Here is a 19,452-nt window from a genome sequence, read left to right on the forward strand (position 1 = left end):
ATAAATCATTCGATAATAAGGGTTTACGAATTCTAAATTTGTATCTTTGCAATCCTTATTATGAAAAACACTACAAATTATTTCGTGGTTGTGCTATGCTCAATCTGTAGCCACGCCTATGCTCAGGTGGGAATTGGGATAGATACGCCTAATTCCACCCTTGATGTGAATGGGAAAACAACCTTAAGAAGAGAGCTAAGACTGGGCGGTACATCGTCTCAGGTCGGAAATGCGGGATTAAACGGCCAGGTGCTGGTTTCGCAGGGAGAAAATTTACCTCCGGTTTGGAAGTCCGTTAATGTGGCTTTTATGGAGGAAGGACAGTACAAATTGATCAATTCGTACGTGTCATTAGATCAGAAAGGAATTACTACTTTATCCAATGGTATTGCCGGTGATAATATCTACAACAACAGTGTTGGAGACAACGTCACGGATACCAACAAAGGAAAATGGGTGAAAATTGCAGGCCTTGAAAACAACTTTACGGTAAAGAATGCAAAAAACAGGATCACCTATCAGTTCCAGACGGGGATTGAATTGAAAGCACCTTCTGCAACCATTTCACAGAACATCAGTTTTACCTGTGGAGTATTCAGGGGCGGTAAGCTTGTTGCCGTTCGCCCGGATAAAGTATCTTCAAACAACAATACTGAAAAGCTAGGGATTCAGGATTATATTTTCACACTGAATTATACGGAACTGAATGTGCCTTTGGGAGCGCAGAAAATTGAAGTTGCATGCAGAAAGATTACAACATCTGATGTTAACAGCCAGTTTTCTATCGGAAGAAATATTGCAGATACCAATACGGTTTCCAATGCTTTTACTTTAGAATCTACCCTCAAAGTCGATATCATCGAATATGTAACTTACAAAGCCAATTAATTCATGAATAAAATATTTTCTATCCTATTTTTAACTATAGGGTTATCTCTCTATGCTCAGGTCGGGATCAATACCGCAGGGCCAAACGCAAAATTAGATGTAAACGGCGACTATAACCTTCGTGATAAAATGGTTGTATTGAATGCTACAGATAACAGCCTTTCCCAGGGGACGAATGACCAGATTCTGGTTTCGCAGGGAGAAGGATATCCACCGATCTGGAAAACCCTTAGAATTCCGGAATATGAACCGAATAAATTTTATCTGATCTTCAACAACTCTTTTTCGGACAGAACGGGAGTGAAGTTTACCAGTGCCGAAGAATCCACTTCTGCATCTTCAAGGTCAACAACATTTGTGAAAGGAGCCAATTTCAGCACTTTCAACAGATTTAAAAAAATTACATCCTTAACCCAGCCTATTAATGTCTACAGTACTGAAAGCAAAACTTATTTCCAGTTTGAAACCGTTGTACATGCCGATTTTGCAGCCAATGGTACTACAGACAGTTCTGTAGATTATGCTTGCGGAATCTTCGTGGATGATAAACTGGTGAATCTGAGACAGGGAAATTTAAAAGCCAATAATGCATCCAATCCTTTCTTAACGCATAACCAGATCGGAATTATTGAAAACCTGACGAAAGGACAGCACACCATCAGTGTTGCCTGCTCAAGGCTGAAATCTTATACCACGACCAATATTACCTTAGGAATCGGGATTAATGTGGCGACCAATATCGATAATTTCATTGCTCAATCTTCTCTGAAAGTAGATGTATATGAGGTTCCACAAGTATTTAACACAATTTTAGACTAAAAAACACATGAAAAAATTATTTTTAATCCTGATATCTTCTGTCGGTCTGTTAAAAGCCCAGGTCGGAATTAATACTTCAACACCCGTGAATGCTTTGGATATTAACGGAGATCTGAATCTGAGACGGGAAATGAGAGTTGGAGGAAACAATACCCAGAAAGGAAATGCCGGTAATGCCGGAGATATTTTTCATAATAACAGCGATTTGGCTACCAATGACTGGAAAGCCATAAAAATTGCAGATGGAGAAGGTAGTATGTCTTTATTTTCCATGAATACTGTGGCTGATCAGGCCGGAGCAACTTTCAGCGGTTCAAACGGTTCAACATCACCTTATACCGAAAATGCGGCTTTAGATGCTACATGGACGGTTCTTAGCGGTGCTTCAGATACTTTTTCCATCACCAATGCGACCAATAAAGTAACGTTTACTTTTCAGACAACGGCTCAGAAAACAGCCAATACCAATGCTTCCATAAGTTTTGCATGCGGTATTTTTGTGGATAATAAACTCAGAGCGGTAAGAACAGATGTTTTATTAGGTGGTGACGGAACGAATAAGATTTTTAATCTTAATGCAACATTAACGAACCTTACCCCTAAAAATAACTACAGTGTAAAAGCTGCCTGTACAAAAAGGAATTTAAATGCCGGAACTTTAGGGATCGGAAAAGCGGTAAATGCTACTTTTTTAAATGCTGATATGGCCCAGTCTGTACTGACAACTTCAGTGCTGCAACCGTATTAATATTTACAAATCGATTCAAAATATAAAATCCAAAAGAATGCCTTTGGATTTTTTTTATTAAATATCTCAAATAAGAGAAAATAAATTATATTTGACTGTTAAAAAAACTAATAAACTATGACTAAAAACTACTTTTTGAAAGCATGCATCTGTATGCTCTTCGGATTTCTTTTATCTTGTGATAATACTACAGCCGATCCCATTAATAACAGCCTTAATAACCCGAATAATCCTTCCGGAGGAAATAACGGCGGTAATGGTAATGGCGGCGGTACAACAATTACGGGACCCCGTATTCTTGAAAAAGTGACCGTAAACAACGTAGTGAATGAAGAATACGTTACCACTGCCGGATTTCTTGAAAAAGCAATTTTTAAAGATGAAGGCGGACCTAATAATTATCTGACGGGAACCGTGACCTATACCAATAACAGAATCTCAAAAGTTAAGTTTGTATCAAATGCTGCCGGGGCTTTAACGTATGATTATAATATTACTTATGACGGTAACGGAAGAATCTCAGGAACAACGGGAAGTTCGGGAATGAATTCTATGACCACCACCGAAAGCATCTATACCTATACCTACGATTCTGCCGGAAAGATCTCGAAAATCTTTGAAAGAATAAAGCAAGCCGGTACATCGGCATATACCCAGTTTAAAGAAAGTACACTTACTTATTCGGGGGATAATGTAGAAAAAGTAATTTGGAAGATGGGAATGACAGATTCCAATGGTAATCCGGATATGTCTACCGGTTCATCTACAACTTACGGCTATCAGAATTATGACAGTAAAATCAGTCCTTACACCACACTTCCCAAAACATTTTTTGTAGTCTGGAGTTTATTGCATCCTGCTAATTTCTATACTCTGTCTGCCAATAATCCTCAGACCCTGAATTTTGTGCTTCCTTCGCCATTGGCTCCAGTCAGTGTGCCGAAGACTTATTTATATGATTCACAGAATTATCCGGTTTCTGACCAGAGCCAGACGCAGAAATATATTTACAAACCACTGTAAGCCGTTTATTTGATTGCTACTTTTGTCATAAAATGAAGAAATGTCTATTTTTTTTGTAAAAAAAAATTATATTTGTGGGAAAATAAATAATCCCCTTTGGAATGAAACGATTTTTCTATTTTATTTTATTATTAGCAGGGCTTTCCTCTATACATTCTTGTAAAGATTTAATTGATGAAGATGGTAATCCGCTATTGGATATGCATAACAATCAGGGCTTAAACGGACCAAGAGCATTGTACAGAGAAATTACAGATACAGATACAACCGCAGAATATCATTACAGCGGGTTGCTTTTATCAAGAGTTCTTACAAAAGGTGCTTCTATTACAGATGTAATGTATAGCGGAGACAAGATCAGCAAAATTGATTTCAGAGGATTCCTTGATTTAGATAATGACGGAGCTCTGGATGAAGACAGTATATCTTATTCTCAGATCTTCACGTACGGGCAGGGAGGAAGAGTTCAGACCATATCTGAAAACCGTTGGGTGTACAGAAGACCTCCTTTGGTTCCGCCGGCTACAACCCCTAATCCTTTTGCGCTATTAAGAAAAACAAAAACGCTTTATAATCTGAAGTATGCAGCTGCAACCAACAAGCTGGATTCTATTATTATGAAAACCGGGGAAGATGTTCCGGGAACGCTGTTTGATTATACAAACTATTCCAAAACAGGATATACCTATTTAGGAGACAATATATCAGGTGTTGTAAGACATTACGGACCTATGAGCGGTGGGGTATTCAGCCCGGCTATCACCAAATTGGGGTATGATTACTCAAACTTTGATACCCGAATCAGTGCTTATACATTATTGCCTTTTGCTTATAAAGTTTCTGTACTTTTATCTACAGAAATTAATGACAGAAGAAGCTTGATACTATCACCGAACAGTCCTAAGAGAATGGCGATCACAGATCTTACGACTCCTATTCCGGTACCGGCTATATTCAGTACAGATTATAACTACGATCCTCAGACTTATGTTACCAAAGGATTCGGAATTAATTTCATCTACAAGCCTTTATAAAAAATAATTTTATTAATATTTTAAACTCAATTCTTTTAAGAATTGAGTTTTTATTTTTTATCGCTTAATTTTGCAAAAAATTTCTAATGAAATATTTAATAGTCGGCCTTGGAAATAAAGGACCTGAATACGAGAATACACGACACAACATAGGATTTAAAGTTGCCGAAAAAATCGCAGAAACCTTAGAAGTTTCATTCAACACTACTAATTTCGGCTGGATGGCTGAAGGAAAATACAAAGGCCGGAAAGTATTGGTTTTAAAGCCCGATACGTATATGAATCTGTCAGGAAACGCCGTAAGATACTGGATGCAGAAAGAAAATATCCCTTTGGAGAATGTACTGATCATTACCGATGACCTTGCATTGCCATTCGGAACTTTAAGAATGAAAATGAAAGGTTCTGATGCAGGTCACAACGGACTTAAAAATATTAATGAAGTATTGCAGACCCAAAATTATGCAAGATTACGTTTCGGGATATCGGCGGATTTTTCCGAAGGCCGGCAGGTTGATTATGTTCTGGGAACGTGGACTGAAGAAGAAAATAAAACGCTGTCCGAAAGAATTGAAAAATTTTCAAAAGCTTCCTTGTCATTTGTTTTTGCCGGAATCAACAATACAATGTCCGCTTTTAACGGTAAATAATTAAAGGCATATAAAAATATAATACAAACCTCCACCTCAGGAGGTTTTGTTTATTTGTAGACAATGATATCCTTTACGACTTTCTTTGTAAAAAAATTCTTTTCGCTTACGGTAAAACGGTAATTATGTTCCTGCTCAGAAAACTCAATCGGAGTCGTGGGTATATTATCTGTCTTCCATTTAACGAGTAAAATAACTTCGTTGCCGGAATCCGGTGCTTTGCCGGAGAACCCGAATAGGGTACTGGGTATGGAACGGGCCTGATCATCATTGAATGTTGATTTTGTTGTTTTCGGTTGCATTTGATCCAGATCTTTTAGCAGCCTGGAGAAAGATTTTCCTATATATTTCTCCTTGTTGGTTTCAAATTTTTTAAGATAATTCAGAGTATCATTCACTGCTTTTTTATTTGAAACTTCCTGTGCTTTTGAGAATCCGTTCAGGAATAATAAAAGCCCGGCAAGAAGTATATAGATCTGTAATTTCATAAGGAATAATAAGGTATTTGTAGTCCTGTTATTTTATTCAAAATTAAGTATTTTTTCAGCTTAATACGGATAGTTTGTTTAATTAATCGGAAAAAGGTCACCGAAATCGGTGACCTTTGTATTGTACTTTATCATTAATCTCCAATCTGATCTTCTACATAGCTCTTCTGTGGGTGATCACGATATGGGAATCTTCATCCCTTTCATAATCCTTATAAGAGGTTTTAAAGCCTAAAAGCTCCACATTGATATCTTCTTCCTTAGCACGGATATTGGCAAAATCCTGAATCATTTCAAGGACATCTGTTGCAATATAGGAAGTTCCTCTTGCGTCAATACTTACCGTAGAATTGGATTTGATATTTTTTAACGTCTTTTTAATCGCAGCTTTATTTAAGAAAGATACTTCCTCAGCAAGCTTGATGGTAATTCCATCAGCATCATCCAGCTTTTCTCTGCTTAAATAATAAGCACGTTTCATATTTCCCTGTAAGATATAGAAAACGGAAATTGCCAGACCGATTCCTACTCCTTTTAACAGGTCTGTTGCGACTACAGCTACCACCGTTGCTACAAATGGAATAAACTGGAATTTTCCCAAATGCCAGAAATGCTTGAATGTAGCCGGCTTTGCAAGTTTATATCCTACTAAAATTAAAACAGCAGCCAAAGTAGCAAGCGGAATTAAATTTAATAGAAAAGGAATGGAAAGTACACATACCAATAATAAAAACCCGTGAATCATTGCGGAAGCCTTAGAAGTAGCACCTGCATTGGCATTCGCAGAACTTCTTACCACAACGGAAGTCATAGGAAGTCCGCCGATAAATGCACTGATCAGGTTTCCGATTCCCTGGGCCTTAAGCTCAAGGTTGGTATCTGTAATCCTTCTCTGGGTATCAAGACGGTCTGATGCCTCGATACAAAGTAATGTTTCAATGGAAGCTACAATAGCAATAGTGGCACCCACAATCCATACCTTTGGATTGGTAAATCCGTTGAAATCCGGCATGATGATTAAATTTTTGAAGTCGTCAATAGACTTGGGAACAGGTAAAGAAACAAGATGCTGGGTTTCAATAGCCAATCCGCTGCCTGTCATTTTAAAAACTTCATTTAATAAAATTCCGGCCACTACAGCAACCAGAGCTCCCGGTAGCATTTTCATTCTTTTCAGCGTTGGAATTTTATCCCAGGCCAAAAGAATAGCTACGGAAACCAGAGTGACTAAGATTGCTCCGGGATGAACAGCATTAAGCAGTTCTCCGAAATAATTAAAGTTTAAGCCATTGTCAAATATAGATTCATGGCCTTCATAATCCTTATCAAATCCCAAAGCATGCGGGATTTGTTTTAAAATAATGATGATACCTATGGCGGCAAGCATTCCTTCAATAACGTTATTGGGAAAATAATTGGAAATACTTCCTGCTCTTACAAATCCCAGAACCAATTGAATAAGGCCTGCAATAATACCTGCGCAAAGGAATAGCTCAAATGCGCCCAAATCAGTAATTGCCGTTAAAACAATTGCTGTTAAACCTGCAGCAGGTCCCGATACCGAAATATTCGAGTTACTTAGGAACCCTACTACCAATCCGCCCACAATACCCGCAATGATTCCGGATAACGGTGGTGCTCCCGATGCAAGGGCGATTCCTAAACACAGCGGAAGTGCTACTAAAAATACAACGAGTCCTGAAGGGAAATTCTCCTTGATTCCTCCTAATAATGAATTTGTTTTTTTCATGATGATTTTGAAAAATGCTATGATATAACTGACCGGCTTATTCTTACCATATCAATTATAAAAGATTGGAAATTTAATTTTAAAGCATGCGTATCCAATATCAGAAATGATATGAATATTCGTTAATAATCTTACTTGAAAATTAAGCTTCCGGAGGCGGAGAAAATATAGTGAGTAATGGGGACAGATGAAAAGAATCATCTATCAACACAAAAGACCTGTCTTTGAGATCAGGCTCGAAAAACTTCAGGTAATCAAATACGTCTAAAGTTTTTGGAAGTGTTTTTTCGTAAACAATAAAAGAGGTAGGGTGAGAGTGTGGTTCTTCTTCATTCAGTATCACGTTGGTTCTCGCTAAATCCCAGCCGGCCACTGCAGCAATGCCTGGCAACGCTGTAAAATTTAGGAAAATCGTCAATACAATAATACTCCAGAATTTCATTTCACATTCTTTTTTTTGAACAGATTATTTAGTTTTTCTGCTCATTACCCAATTAGATTCCGTAAGATTATAGATCTTTTGGATGTCTTTCAATACTTTTTCGAAATCAATCTCCAAATCAATAATTTTTCCGGTTCTAAGGTCAAACACCCAGCCGTGAACGATAGGATACTCTTCAAGGATGTATCTTTCCTGTACACAGGCCATCTTAATCACGTTGATGCACTGCTCAAGAACATTAAGTTCCACAAGTCTGTCATAACGTTTACTTTCGTCCTCGATAGAATCAAGCTCTGTCTGGTGCAATCTGTAAACATCACGGATGTTTCTCAACCACGGATTTAATAATCCTAAATCCTCGGGAGTCATCGCTGCTTTTACGCCTCCACAGTTATAATGTCCGCAAACAATGATGTGCTTTACTCTCAGATGTTCTACAGCATACTGAATAACCGCTGTTGAACTCATATCCAGAGTGTTGACCACATTAGCAATGTTTCTGTGAACAAAAACTTCTCCAGGCTTAGCCCCCATCAATTCTTCTGCTGTAGCTCTGCTGTCTGAACATCCGATGTATAAATAGTCAGGATGCTGTGTCTTGGCAAGCTCTTCAAAAAAATGCGGGTCTGTTGAAAGTTTAGACTCTACCCATTTTCTGTTGTTTTCGAAAATAACTTCGTACGATTGTGACATAAAATAAAATTTTTAAGGTTTATAATTATTTATTTCGTTTAAATTATTTTCAAATTCAATAGACTGAATCAATAATCATGCAAAAATATAATTTTTGAGGAAAAAGCAATCACTTTTAACAAAGTTTAATATGAGAATATGTCTAAAATCATATCAGATTGTCGGGATAAAGCTGCTTTTTATGCTTTTTTAATGTCCTTATAATATTAATTTAATAATTCAAACAACTGAAATCTGAAGATAAAAGTACAAACTATAAATTATAATTGAACATTCAGGAATTAAAAAAATCTTAAATCTGCTTAAAAAGCCAGATTGTTTTGAGTAAGGAAGATAAAGTTTAATGAAAGAAATCCGGAAATTAAATAAGTAAAATCAACAGTATAATTATAATTTATACTTTATTATTGATATATCCTTCGGTGGCATTTTCAGTGGAATAAATTTTTCCGGGATTACCAATGACTACAGAATTGGACGGAACATCAAAATTGACGTATGAGTTCGGACCGATCAAAACATTGTCTCCTATCGTGATTCCTCCTACAATTACTGCATTAGGGCCAATCCATACTTCATTGCCAATTTTAGGAAAACCTTCATTTTTTCCCCTGTTCTGTTGTCCGATCGTCACGCCCTGTGCAATATTGCAGTTGATCCCGATTTTCGCATTAGGATTGATAACCAGGCTACCCCAATGTCCCAGGTAAAAGCCTTCTCCGATCTCTGTCTCAGGATAAATCTGAAAACCATATTTAATCTGGTGATGTCTGAGCACAAATCTCCAGAAAGTTCCGGGTAAAGACTTTTTCTTATATTCCTGAGTCTTCCTCAAAAGATAGATAAAATGAAGATTGGGATTAATGCATTTTGCCCAGATTTCAAACCTTGAAAGCCATTTTCCACTTTCGCGATAAAAATCTTTTTGAATAAGGGAATGTTTTTCTGACATGTCACAAAGTTAGAGCCTGTTTGAAGCAGCAATTTATAAAAAATACTTTAGAATTAAAATCAGGAAAAACAAAAAAATAAAGGCTGCCGTAGTAAACAGCAGCCTTATTGAATCAGATGACTATAATCTCGAATTAAATTTGATTTGCCCACTGATGTTTCTTGAATAGCCATTCATATGTGGCCCGGTACTGCTCCAGTGCAAAATAATACCTTTGTCATAATAATCATCAGCGGAACGATATTGATGGGATGCATTGAAACCATTATTATTAATACCTGTAAATCTGACTCCTGTTGGCCATGAATCTTTTTCAAAAATCACATAATTAAATGCATTTCCCTGCCATCCGTTTGCATTGGCAGGTCCCGGATCCCATGATCCTGCATAGCCACATACAACATACAGGGATGTATTAGGAATCATATATCTCATGAATTTTCGGATAAAAACTTCTCCACTTGGATTGTTTGTCCACATAAGCTTAGGTAATGAAGGGTTACATGGGTTTACACTGTTTGGAGTATCCCATGCCGTATAGGTTTTGGTCCAGATATCACTTTTCCCTGCTAAGAAAGACTCATTATGTTTTCTTATGGTCATGTATTCAAAATAAGGCCAATAATGAATTCCGTCCTCACAACGATCATCCGGCGGCGGAGCTGAAGGTCCTTTGTGAGCAGCAGGAACCACATCTTTTGGCAGTACGGATAAATCGATTGTATTGACAAAAGTCTCATTTAATGAGAATACCCATACTTCTTCATTCTCAATGGTCTGCTCATCTACCATTTTTACAAATTCCCAATTTCCTGATGAATTCAAGGCATATGCTTTTGCAGATGTTTGTGTTTCATCACCTGTATAGAAAACAGTTAAGATCGGATTTGATGTACCCGTTTTACCGGCAGATTTTAAACCGCTATAGTTGTAAATAAAAACCTGTGGGAAATATTTACTTCCTTCTAAATCGTTAAAAGCAGTAAGGCTGTTTTTAAATTCAGGATTGGTATACAGAGCGGGTATATTCTGGTAGAAGATATCAACTAATGCATTATCGTCGCCATCGATATTTTTTTCCAGTTCACCATATATAACATTTCTTGTCTCAGCACTTTTCTGGGCTTCTAAAATAATATATTTGGCAGAATTCATCAGGATAGACTCCAGATAGGCTCTTTTGTCATCAAGAGTCAGACTTGATAAATTGGTTTTCATCATTTCAGACTTTGAAGTTTTCTGATCCCCATTGGGCAGAGTATCAGAGTCGCTATTACTGCAGGAGGAGAGAATGATTCCCATTGTTACTGCGGATAAGACAATTTTTTTCATGGTTTTTATAATTTAGTGGTCCCTTACTCCTTTTTAAAGTTGTTTTTCAGGGTTAATTCCAACCTTTAGAATTTGTATAATCAGGATTGAGAAAACTCTGTGATTATTCACAAGTGTAGGATATTTAGCCCGGAGAATAAAGCCGGACTTAATAAGTGTAGAAGATTTTTGAGTAAGTGTAATTTAGCCGGCTTTCGCAAAGAATAGAAAAACCTAAATTAAACCGGAATGTTTACCGGAAGAGATACCTGTAAAGCTTTATTCTGACGAATTAATAAATACGTCATCAGTTGGGCATAAAAAAGTAAGGGATGTTATTTTAAGTTACAGTTCATCAAGTATTGATGTAATTTTATTCACCGAATTTTCCAGATTGAAGGGCATTTGATATTCCTTTAACCTGTTTTCATATTCAGTAAAGGTTTCAGGTTGTAAAAGAGCCTGCTTCATTCCCTGGTAAATTCCATCTTCCGAATTATCTGTAATCAGTCCGAGTCCTCCGTTATCAAGCATTTCTCTGGCACCGGAAACTTCGGTGGAAATGATTTTCTTTTTCAGTGTAATTGCTTCGAACAGTACAGTAGGAAAGCCTTCATACCGCGAGCTTAAAATATAAAAATCCGCGTTTTTGAAATAAGGATACGGATTGTCAGTAAATCCCAGCATGATTGCCGTTTCATCGACTTGCAAATCTGATTTCAGTTTCTTAATGTTCTCAAAATCATAGCCGTCACCAATGATTAAAATTTTATGTGGAAAACCCTCATCAAGCAGTCTTTTATGAACTCTTAAAAGCCTGTCAAAACCTTTTTGCGGGAAAACGGTACCCACGGAAACAAAAGTAGGAACAACCGGATCGAACTTATAATTAATAACCGGCATTTCTGCTTTAGTCAGAATTTCCTGTGTATCTAGTGGATTGTAGATTTTTACAATTTTATTTTTTTCATCTTCATTTTTCGCAAGGTCCAGGAATAATCTCTCAATTTTTTCAGAAATCACCATTATTTTATCAAAACCGAAGAATTTACGGATCTCATCATTCGTATATCCTTTTACCTGTGAAAGATCATTGTGAATCCAGACTATTTTTTTAGAAGACTGAATGGGAGAGCTGAGAATCTCATCCCTCATTCCATGGATGGCGGCAAATTCAATATCATACTTTTTATTATGCAGCTTTCCTTTGTAAAGAAAATCCGGAAATTTTTTTAATATTTTCTGATAAATAACCCTCGCCGCTTTTTTAGGAATATCCTGTGGACGGTTAGTCGTGATCATTTCTCCTTTATTGATATAAATAACATTAATCCAATCCGGGACTTCCGGTAAATATTTTCCGGAATAAAGATTGAGAAGCAGATCAATTTCGTAATGACCTTCCGGGAGGTTTTTAAGAAAAGTCACCAGTACTTTTTCTGCGCCACCATGACGAAGGGAACCTATTCTGATCAGTATTTTCTTTTTTTCAGGCATTTATTTTCTTACAGGTTTGTAGGTGTGTGGAAGGTGTTCTTTGATGTAAGCTTCCAGCTGCGGACGCACAAGTTCCAATTCCCTCGGGTACATTACATTGTTAGCCAGTAATTTATCACCGTATTCTTCTATTGTACAGATGAATTTGGCGGGAACTCCGGCAAAAACGCTTCCTTTAGGCATTGATGTCGTTAAAATAGAGCCTGCCCCTAAAATGCAGTTGTCTTCCATTTCTACACCGGGCATAAGGATGGTATCTGCTCCGATGAGGCATTGCTTACCGATTTTTATTCTTCCGAAAGTTCTTACATCTTTATATTTTTCAAAAAAATGCAGGGCATTCTGGCCGCCGTCGTGGTTTACAAATCTTACATTATTCGAAAATGTGGTTTCATCACCGATCTCAATGAGAAATGGTTCCGTCCCGAATTGGGGAACTTCTACAAAACGTACATTTTTACCTACTTTCAGACCTTTTGCAGTGCATATTTTAAGGTAAATCTGCTGAATCATGTACTGGTAAGAAGTATGGATTTTTAAAATCAGCCGGTATATCAAAAGCATGCTTATTTTTTTACTAAATTAATAATGATATTTTCAACGGCATCAAAAATTTTCTGATTGTCAAACTGCCTTTCAATATCCTTTAAATTCTCTTTGATTGTGGAAACCAGCTCCGGTCTGGTAAGAAAACTTTTCATTGATTCATACATATCGTCCACTTCATAATTGATGAGGTAGCCGTTTTTTTCATGGGTAATCATCTCCGGAATTCCGCCTACGCTAGTTGCTATGATGGGTTTTTGAAGAATCAGGGTATCTGCAATGATTAAAGGCCAGCCTTCGGATTCGGAAGGAAGGATAAAAAAGTCTGCCCTTTTCACATAAGGATAAGGATTCATCATAGACCCTAATAATTCAAAACTACTGGTAACACCAAGGCTTTCAGCTTGTTTTTTCAAATTCTCTTTTTCTTCGCCGTCTCCTATGATTACAATGTGATGATCAAAGCCGTCTTTCAGTAATCTGGCGTGAGCTTCCATCAGCTTGTGAAAACCTTTTCTTGTATGTAATCTGGCAACGGATGCAAAGACGGGTTTATCCGGGAATTCAGGTTTAAATGCCACCGCTTTTTGCTTTAGCTCCTCAATAGGAATCGCATTTAAAATAACCTGGTTTTCGGGAATTTCCAAATCGGGATAAGTTTCAATCAATATATCTTTAGTCTGTTGAGAACCGAAAATAAAGTAATCGAACTTCGGGATTTGCTTTAAAATTTCAGGAACCAAAGGCTGAAGTTTTGGCAGCGTAATATCAGAATGGAACCAGCCTATTTTCTTTGAATTTTTGTTGGATGAGTTTAAAACAGATCCGAAAGCAGCATACGTAGGAGCGATTTCCACATCATAGTCTTCTTTCAAAAGCCGGGCTGTAAATTTCGGGTCTTCCTGTGCTTTTTTAAGTTTAAGTCTTCTGCGAATCAGCTGAACTTTCTGAAGGATTGAATTTTTTGAAAGATCTTCCTTACCATCAGTAATGTAAACTTTTCTTACATGATTAGGAAACTCATTCCGTAGCTCTCCCTGGTTGATATTCAGGCAAATCGTGAATTCAAATCGATTCGTGTCGAGATTATTGAGCATGCTTAAAATTACTTTTTCCACGCCACCCATTTCCATGGAACGATGTCTGAAAAGGACCTTTATTTTTTTTTGATCAGGCATTGTGTGTTTTGAAATGAAAATTTTTTATTTTTTCTACTTCTGTTTGAATTTCTTCAAATGAACACTGTAAAGATAATTGATTTCATTAATAAAACCAGTTTTTTCCCATAAACACAGATTAAAAATCATTAAATTATAATCTGATTTACTGAGCTTAACAATTGATTTATTAATGCAATTTAACGGTTCAATGACCAAAAGTTAGAGAAAAATTTCTATTTTTGTCCCTTATGAATTTACACAATGAATGAAATTACCAGGGTTCTCAAAACATTTTACGGTTATCTGAAAAGACCGGATCTTTATCCCGAATTAGGAAGGAAGATTCTGAAAAATACAGTAAACAGGAATAATGCGTTTAAAGGAAAAGAAAAAACCCATTCCTGGGCACAATCAAAAGCCGTTTCGCAGCAGGAAGCTGTTTCCCGGCTTTTAGGGATTGATATCGCTCCTTTCAGAAATGAATTTCAAGATATTTTAAAAAAATCGGAACAAAGAGAAAAAGAATGTCCTATTACCATGGGCGGTCCGGGAGCTCTTGAGTTGATTTATTATGCCTGTGAATATACTCAGGCTAAAAATGTTGTAGAAACGGGAGTTGCTTATGGCTGGTCTTCACTGGCTTCTTTATTATCCCTTGAAAAAAGAAACGGAACTTTATACAGTTCTGACATGCCCTATCTGGGGCAGAATGGTGATCAGTATGTTGGTTATATTGTTCCCGAAAATCTCAAAACCCACTGGAAATTATTCCGTTTTGCTGATAAAGAATCTCTCCCAAAGATTTTTGAAGAAAATCAGAGTTTTGATGTGATACATTATGATTCGGACAAAAGCTATAACGGAAGAGTCTGGGCATATGGCGAATTGTATAAACATTTAAGAAGCGGCGGGGTTTTTATCAGTGATGATATCGGAGATAACTCGGCTTATCAGGATTTTTGCGAACAAAATCAGATTGAAACGACGGTGGTGGAATTTGAAGGAAAATATGTAGGTGTTTTTATAAAAAAATAATTTTATAAAACGCTATGTTATTTAATTCCATTGGCTTTTTAGTTTTTCTGCCTGTAGTTTTCATACTCTATTGGTTTGTCTTCAAAAAAAAATACCAGCATCAGAATCTGTTGTTACTGGTTGCCAGCTTCTATTTTTATGCGTGCTGGGACTGGCGGTTTCTTTTTTTGCTGATGTTTTCCATCGGGCTGGATTTTTTATCAGGAATTCAGATTGAAAAAAGTAAAACCAAAAAAGAAGCTACATTTTGGCTGACATTAAGTATTGTGATTAATCTTGGTTTCCTGGGATTTTTTAAATATTATAATTTTTTTGTCGGAAGCTTTGCTGACCTGTTAAACGGCTTTGGTTTTAAAGCCAATGTCTGGTTACTGCATATTGTTCTTCCCGTCGGGATTTCTTTTTATACTTTCCATGGACTTTCTTACGTTATTGATATTTATAAAAAGAGAATTAATGCAGAACGGAATTTCATCGATTATGCAGTATTTGTAAGCTATTTTCCATTATTGGTGGCCGGGCCTATTGAAAGGGCGACCCATCTTTTACCTCAGATACAGAAAAAAAGAATTTTTAATTATGAACAGGCAGCAGATGGAATGCGGCAGATCCTTTGGGGTTTTTTCAAGAAAATGGTTATTGCTGATAACTGCGCTCCCTTAGTCAACGAAATTTTTAATAATTACCAGACGGAAAGTTCCAGTAATCTGGTGTTAGGAGCTATTTTATTTGCATTTCAGATTTACGGGGATTTTTCAGGATATTCGGATATTGCATTGGGAGTATCCAGATTATTTGGAATAGAGTTGCTGAAAAACTTTGCATTTCCTTACTTCTCGAGAGATATTGCTGAATTTTGGCGGAGATGGCATATTTCACTTTCTTCATGGTTCAGAGATTATCTTTATATTCCTTTGGGAGGAAGTAAAGGAGGTTTGTTAATGAAGATCAGGAATACCTTTATTATCTTTCTTGTCTCGGGTTTCTGGCACGGGGCAAACTGGACCTTCCTTATCTGGGGCGGATTGAATGCTCTATACTTTATGCCTTTATTAGTGACAAATAAAAACCGCCAGAACCTTGAAGTGGCAGCTATGGGAAAATTTTTACCATCTGTTAAAGAGATCTTCCAGATCCTGATTACTTTTTTACTGACGTGTTTTGCCTGGATTTTTTTCAGGGCAGAATCGGTAGCACAGGCGATTTCCTATATAAAGAAAATATTCAGCAATACACTTCTTACTGTTCCGCAGCCATTTCCTGTTAAAATACTTGCGCTCACTGCAGTTATGTTTGTCATTGAATGGATCAACAGGGAAAAAGTACACGGACTAAAGATTGAGAGATTTAGCCCCTGGGTGAGACGGGGAGTGTATATAGTAATTATTTACATCATTGTCCGTTATGCAAACTTCGGAAATAATGAGTTTATCTATTTTCAGTTTTAGCATGAAAAAGTTTTTATTTAAAATATCATTCTATATTGCAGGAATCCTTTTATTATTTGGGATTCTGGGGTCTTATGCCGACGGGAATACAGATAATAATTATATGCATTTTGCCGTAGAGAAGCCTCAGAATATTATCCTGGGAGATTCAAGAGGAGCACAGGGAATTGTTCCGGCTGAACTGGAGAAAAAACTCTCAAAGAAATTTGATAATTTTTCTCTGAATATTGTTCAGTCACCATATGGGCAGATTTATCTGGATGCTTTAAAAAGAAAAATAGATCCCGGTACAAAAAGCGGAACCTTTATTTTAACAGTTAATCCCTGGAATTTATCCTTAGATGTCAATGTAAAAAAATTGAAAGACTATCCTGAAGAGCAGTCACATTCACCTTTTACGAATATGTATTTCTATGATTGTTCTCCGAATTATGAATATTTACTGAAGCATTATAACAGAAGCTGGTTTAAATTATATACAGAAAGGGAAGAAGCCGGGAAATCAAATACCTATTTGCATAAGGATGGCTGGATGGAGGTGACCGTTGATATGCAGAAAGATTCGGTGGCCAAGAGAATGTCTGAAAAAATTAATTTTTATAAAGATCTGTCGGTAAAGCAAAAATTATCTGATGTACGGCTATCAGCTCTTGCAGATATTATTGAGTATCTGAAAGATAAAGGAACGGTATATCTGGTGAGAATACCGGCTACAGAAAAAATACTAGAGATAGAAAACAACAAATTTCCCGAATTTAATAAGTTGATGGAGGAACTGGCCTCTAAACATCGGGTTCCTTTCTATGACTTCACAACGCAATATGCTGATTATCTGTACAGCGATGGTACCCATATGTATAAAGAATCCGGGAAAGTGCTTTCGGCCCGGCTTGCGGATTCAATTGCTTTGCACAGAAAAAATTAGAATAAATATTTTCTGAAATTGATATTGTACAATCCTGAACGGATACTCGGAAAATCAGTAACAAGGTATTTTGAGATCAATCCCCATTTTTTTGGCGCAGAGGTGTTGGCAATTTCAAAGCTCCTCAACATTCTTTTGATATGTGTTTTGATATCTTCAGAAATCGAATTTTCACTTTGTGCCCATTTATTAACTTCACTCCAAAGTAAAACTCTGGATATGGAAGGTTTTATTTTTCCGGAATCAACCTTAGTAATCCTGTTATCCTCATGAACTCCTCTCATCGCTATAGCCTGGTCGATAACTCCCGGATAAAGATTCGTATAATAGGATAAACGGAAAATGAATTCCGTGTCCTGATGCAGCCTGAGATGGGTTTTAAAAATTGTTTTTACTTTTGTCAGTGCACTTTTTCTTATCGTTAAGCCATCAAGGCTGAAAAGCCCGAAGCTTCCCCGCATATTGAGTAATCCCGGGAAAACATTTTCAGGATCCTGTTTTTTGTAAACAGTGGTCAGGCGGTCTTCAAAAATACTATAATACTGTTCCTTTGCTTTTTCAGAATAGTAATGTACTCCAATGGCACCATAAACACCTTCAACTTCAGGATTTTTGAAAAGTTCTCTTTCTGCATCAAAACGGTTGGGACAATAATAATCATCTGCATCCAAAAAGGCGATAAAATCTCCGGTAGCCTTATCTATTCCTAAGTTTCTGGTTGCTCCTGCTCCATGGTTTCCTTTGTCAGGATGTTGATAAAGTTTTATTCTGGGATTATTTTCAGCCAGTTTCCTGCAAACCTCTAATGCATTATCGGGAGATTTATCTTCAACAAGGATTATTTCATAGGTTTCCTCAAATTGAAGAGCTGATTCTACAGCCTGAGTGATGTATTTCTCTGCATTGTAGACAGGAATAATGACAGATATTTTCATTGGACAAACGGTACTTGTGTTTTAAGGGACTAATGTATATCTAAAATTGATATTATACAAGCCTGATCGTATACTTTGATAATCTATAAGCAAATATTTAGCAATCATAGCCCATTTTTTTAACTTCGGGACATTGGCAATTTCAAAACTCCGGAGCATTCTTTCGATATGAAGCTTGATATCTTCGGCAATGGCATCCTCGCTTTGGGCCCAATTATTCACTTCGTTCCACAATACAACTCTTGAAATTCCGGGCTTGCTCCTGTTTGTATCTACCTTTGTGATTCTGTTATTTTCATGAACGCCTCTCATCGACACGGCCCTGTCAATAATTCCGGGATAAAGATCAAGATAATAGGACAGCCGGAACAAAAACTCGGTATCTTCATGAAGCCTAAGATCCGGTTTAAACAAAACTTTCATTTTACTGGCTAAAGAGCTTTTTCGAACCGTTAAACCATCAAGGCTGAAAAGTCCGAAGCTGCCGCGCATATTGAGTAATCCCGGAAAGACATCTTCCGGTGCGTGCTTATGGTATACTGTAGTTAAAGAATTTTTAAAAAGAGAATAATACTGTTCTTTTGCTTTTTCAGAATAATAATGCACTCCTAAAGCTCCATAAACCCCATCTATCTCAGGATTCTTGAAAAGTTTCTTTTCTGCATCAAAGCGGTTGGGAAGATAATAATCATCTGCATCCAGAAATGCGATAAAATCTCCTGTCGATTTTTCTATTCCCAGGTTTCTGGTAGGGCCGGCCCCGTGATTATTTTTGTCGGGATGCTGAAATAATTTTACCCTGTCGTATTTTGTGGCTAATTCCTGACAAGCCTGTAAAGAATGGTCAGGAGATTTATCTTCAATGAGAATAACCTCACAGACTTCTTCAAATCTGAGAGCAGATTCCACAGCTTGAGAAACGTATTTTTCGGCATTATAGACAGGTATGATGACGGAAATTTTCATTGTATCAAATTATGGTTATCCTTTTTGTTTCAGATAAATATTCAGTTTTCTTTTATCTGATTTTTATAGAAAAAATTTCTATAAATGAATTGAAAAGATATAAATAATAATACAAATTTCCTATAAAAATTAAAATTCAATT

20 protein-coding genes are annotated in these 19,452 nt (G+C 36.8%); 9 read left to right on the plus strand and 11 right to left on the minus strand.

Going from position 1 to position 19,452, the window contains the following annotated elements; translation table 11 throughout:
• Positions 1 to 60 precede the first annotated feature (60 nt).
• From AB8P06_RS02810 to pth, 6 genes are all read left to right on the plus strand, one after another.
• A complete protein-coding gene (locus AB8P06_RS02810; RefSeq protein ID WP_369837569.1) occupies positions 61 to 888 on the plus strand; it encodes a hypothetical protein in 828 nt (275 codons plus the stop codon).
• Positions 889 to 891: 3 nt separating this feature from the next.
• Positions 892 to 1,707: a hypothetical protein gene (locus tag AB8P06_RS02815; protein WP_369837572.1), complete on the plus strand. Its 816-nt coding sequence runs from the start codon at positions 892 to 894 to the stop codon at positions 1,705 to 1,707.
• Positions 1,708 to 1,714: 7 nt separating this feature from the next.
• On the plus strand, positions 1,715 to 2,455 hold the full coding sequence (locus AB8P06_RS02820) for a hypothetical protein (protein ID WP_369837574.1): 741 nt from the start codon (positions 1,715 to 1,717) through the stop codon (positions 2,453 to 2,455).
• Positions 2,456 to 2,572: 117 nt separating this feature from the next.
• A complete protein-coding gene (locus AB8P06_RS02825; protein ID WP_369837577.1) occupies positions 2,573 to 3,478 on the plus strand; it encodes a hypothetical protein in 906 nt (301 codons plus the stop codon).
• Positions 3,479 to 3,579: 101 nt separating this feature from the next.
• Complete coding sequence (locus AB8P06_RS02830; protein ID WP_369837580.1) at positions 3,580 to 4,512, plus strand: hypothetical protein; 933 nt, start codon at positions 3,580 to 3,582, stop codon at positions 4,510 to 4,512.
• Positions 4,513 to 4,598: 86 nt separating this feature from the next.
• A complete protein-coding gene (gene pth / locus AB8P06_RS02835; protein ID WP_369837583.1) occupies positions 4,599 to 5,162 on the plus strand; it encodes an aminoacyl-tRNA hydrolase in 564 nt (187 codons plus the stop codon).
• A 50-nt stretch (positions 5,163 to 5,212) separates the two neighbouring features.
• On the opposite strand, the gene AB8P06_RS02840 is transcribed toward pth, so the two are convergent.
• From AB8P06_RS02840 to AB8P06_RS02880, 9 genes are all read right to left on the minus strand, one after another.
• Positions 5,213 to 5,650, minus strand: coding sequence for a hypothetical protein (locus tag AB8P06_RS02840; RefSeq protein ID WP_369837586.1), 438 nt, complete (start codon positions 5,648 to 5,650; stop codon positions 5,213 to 5,215).
• A gap of 154 nt (positions 5,651 to 5,804) precedes the next feature.
• Positions 5,805 to 7,400 carry a SulP family inorganic anion transporter gene (locus AB8P06_RS02845; protein WP_369837589.1) on the minus strand — a complete coding sequence of 532 codons (1,596 nt, stop codon included), beginning with the start codon at positions 7,398 to 7,400 and terminating at the stop codon, positions 5,805 to 5,807.
• Positions 7,401 to 7,542: 142 nt separating this feature from the next.
• Positions 7,543 to 7,842 carry a hypothetical protein gene (locus AB8P06_RS02850; protein ID WP_007847301.1) on the minus strand — a complete coding sequence of 100 codons (300 nt, stop codon included), beginning with the start codon at positions 7,840 to 7,842 and terminating at the stop codon, positions 7,543 to 7,545.
• Between the two features lie 24 nt (positions 7,843 to 7,866).
• Positions 7,867 to 8,535 carry a carbonic anhydrase gene (locus AB8P06_RS02855; RefSeq protein ID WP_369837593.1) on the minus strand — a complete coding sequence of 223 codons (669 nt, stop codon included), beginning with the start codon at positions 8,533 to 8,535 and terminating at the stop codon, positions 7,867 to 7,869.
• A 394-nt stretch (positions 8,536 to 8,929) separates the two neighbouring features.
• Positions 8,930 to 9,487 carry a serine acetyltransferase gene (locus AB8P06_RS02860; protein ID WP_369837596.1) on the minus strand — a complete coding sequence of 186 codons (558 nt, stop codon included), beginning with the start codon at positions 9,485 to 9,487 and terminating at the stop codon, positions 8,930 to 8,932.
• A gap of 120 nt (positions 9,488 to 9,607) precedes the next feature.
• Entirely contained in the window at positions 9,608 to 10,819 is a 1,212-nt protein-coding gene (locus tag AB8P06_RS02865; protein WP_369837599.1) for a hypothetical protein, read from the minus strand.
• Positions 10,820 to 11,143: 324 nt separating this feature from the next.
• Positions 11,144 to 12,295 (minus strand): glycosyltransferase, encoded by a 1,152-nt coding sequence (locus AB8P06_RS02870; protein WP_369837602.1) that lies wholly within the window; start codon positions 12,293 to 12,295, stop codon positions 11,144 to 11,146.
• Positions 12,296 to 12,859, minus strand: a complete 564-nt coding sequence (locus tag AB8P06_RS02875; RefSeq protein ID WP_369837605.1) for an acyltransferase — start codon at positions 12,857 to 12,859, stop codon at positions 12,296 to 12,298.
• A 2-nt stretch (positions 12,860 to 12,861) separates the two neighbouring features.
• Entirely contained in the window at positions 12,862 to 14,019 is a 1,158-nt protein-coding gene (locus tag AB8P06_RS02880; protein WP_369837608.1) for a glycosyltransferase, read from the minus strand.
• 243 nt (positions 14,020 to 14,262) lie between these two features.
• Between AB8P06_RS02880 and AB8P06_RS02885 the strand changes: the two genes are divergently transcribed.
• The 3 genes from AB8P06_RS02885 to AB8P06_RS02895 are packed head-to-tail and all read left to right on the plus strand — an operon-like array spanning position 14,263 to position 17,409.
• The gene (locus AB8P06_RS02885) at positions 14,263 to 15,036 is read left to right on the plus strand and encodes a class I SAM-dependent methyltransferase (protein WP_369837611.1); all 774 of its coding nucleotides are present in this window, start codon (positions 14,263 to 14,265) and stop codon (positions 15,034 to 15,036) included.
• A 14-nt stretch (positions 15,037 to 15,050) separates the two neighbouring features.
• Positions 15,051 to 16,484, plus strand: coding sequence for an MBOAT family O-acyltransferase (locus AB8P06_RS02890; protein WP_369837614.1), 1,434 nt, complete (start codon positions 15,051 to 15,053; stop codon positions 16,482 to 16,484).
• A gap of 1 nt (position 16,485) precedes the next feature.
• On the plus strand, positions 16,486 to 17,409 hold the full coding sequence (locus AB8P06_RS02895) for an SGNH/GDSL hydrolase family protein (protein ID WP_369837617.1): 924 nt from the start codon (positions 16,486 to 16,488) through the stop codon (positions 17,407 to 17,409).
• On the opposite strand, the gene AB8P06_RS02900 is transcribed toward AB8P06_RS02895, so the two are convergent.
• Positions 17,406 to 18,344, minus strand: coding sequence for a glycosyltransferase family 2 protein (locus AB8P06_RS02900; protein ID WP_369837620.1), 939 nt, complete (start codon positions 18,342 to 18,344; stop codon positions 17,406 to 17,408). The genes AB8P06_RS02895 and AB8P06_RS02900 overlap by 4 nt on opposite strands.
• Before the next feature lie 21 nt (positions 18,345 to 18,365).
• Complete coding sequence (locus tag AB8P06_RS02905) at positions 18,366 to 19,310, minus strand: glycosyltransferase family 2 protein (RefSeq protein WP_369837623.1); 945 nt, start codon at positions 19,308 to 19,310, stop codon at positions 18,366 to 18,368.
• Positions 19,311 to 19,452: the final 142 nt, after the last annotated feature.

This window comes from Chryseobacterium tongliaonense, from assembly GCF_041224435.1.
GTDB lineage: Bacteria > Bacteroidota > Bacteroidia > Flavobacteriales > Weeksellaceae > Chryseobacterium > Chryseobacterium tongliaoense.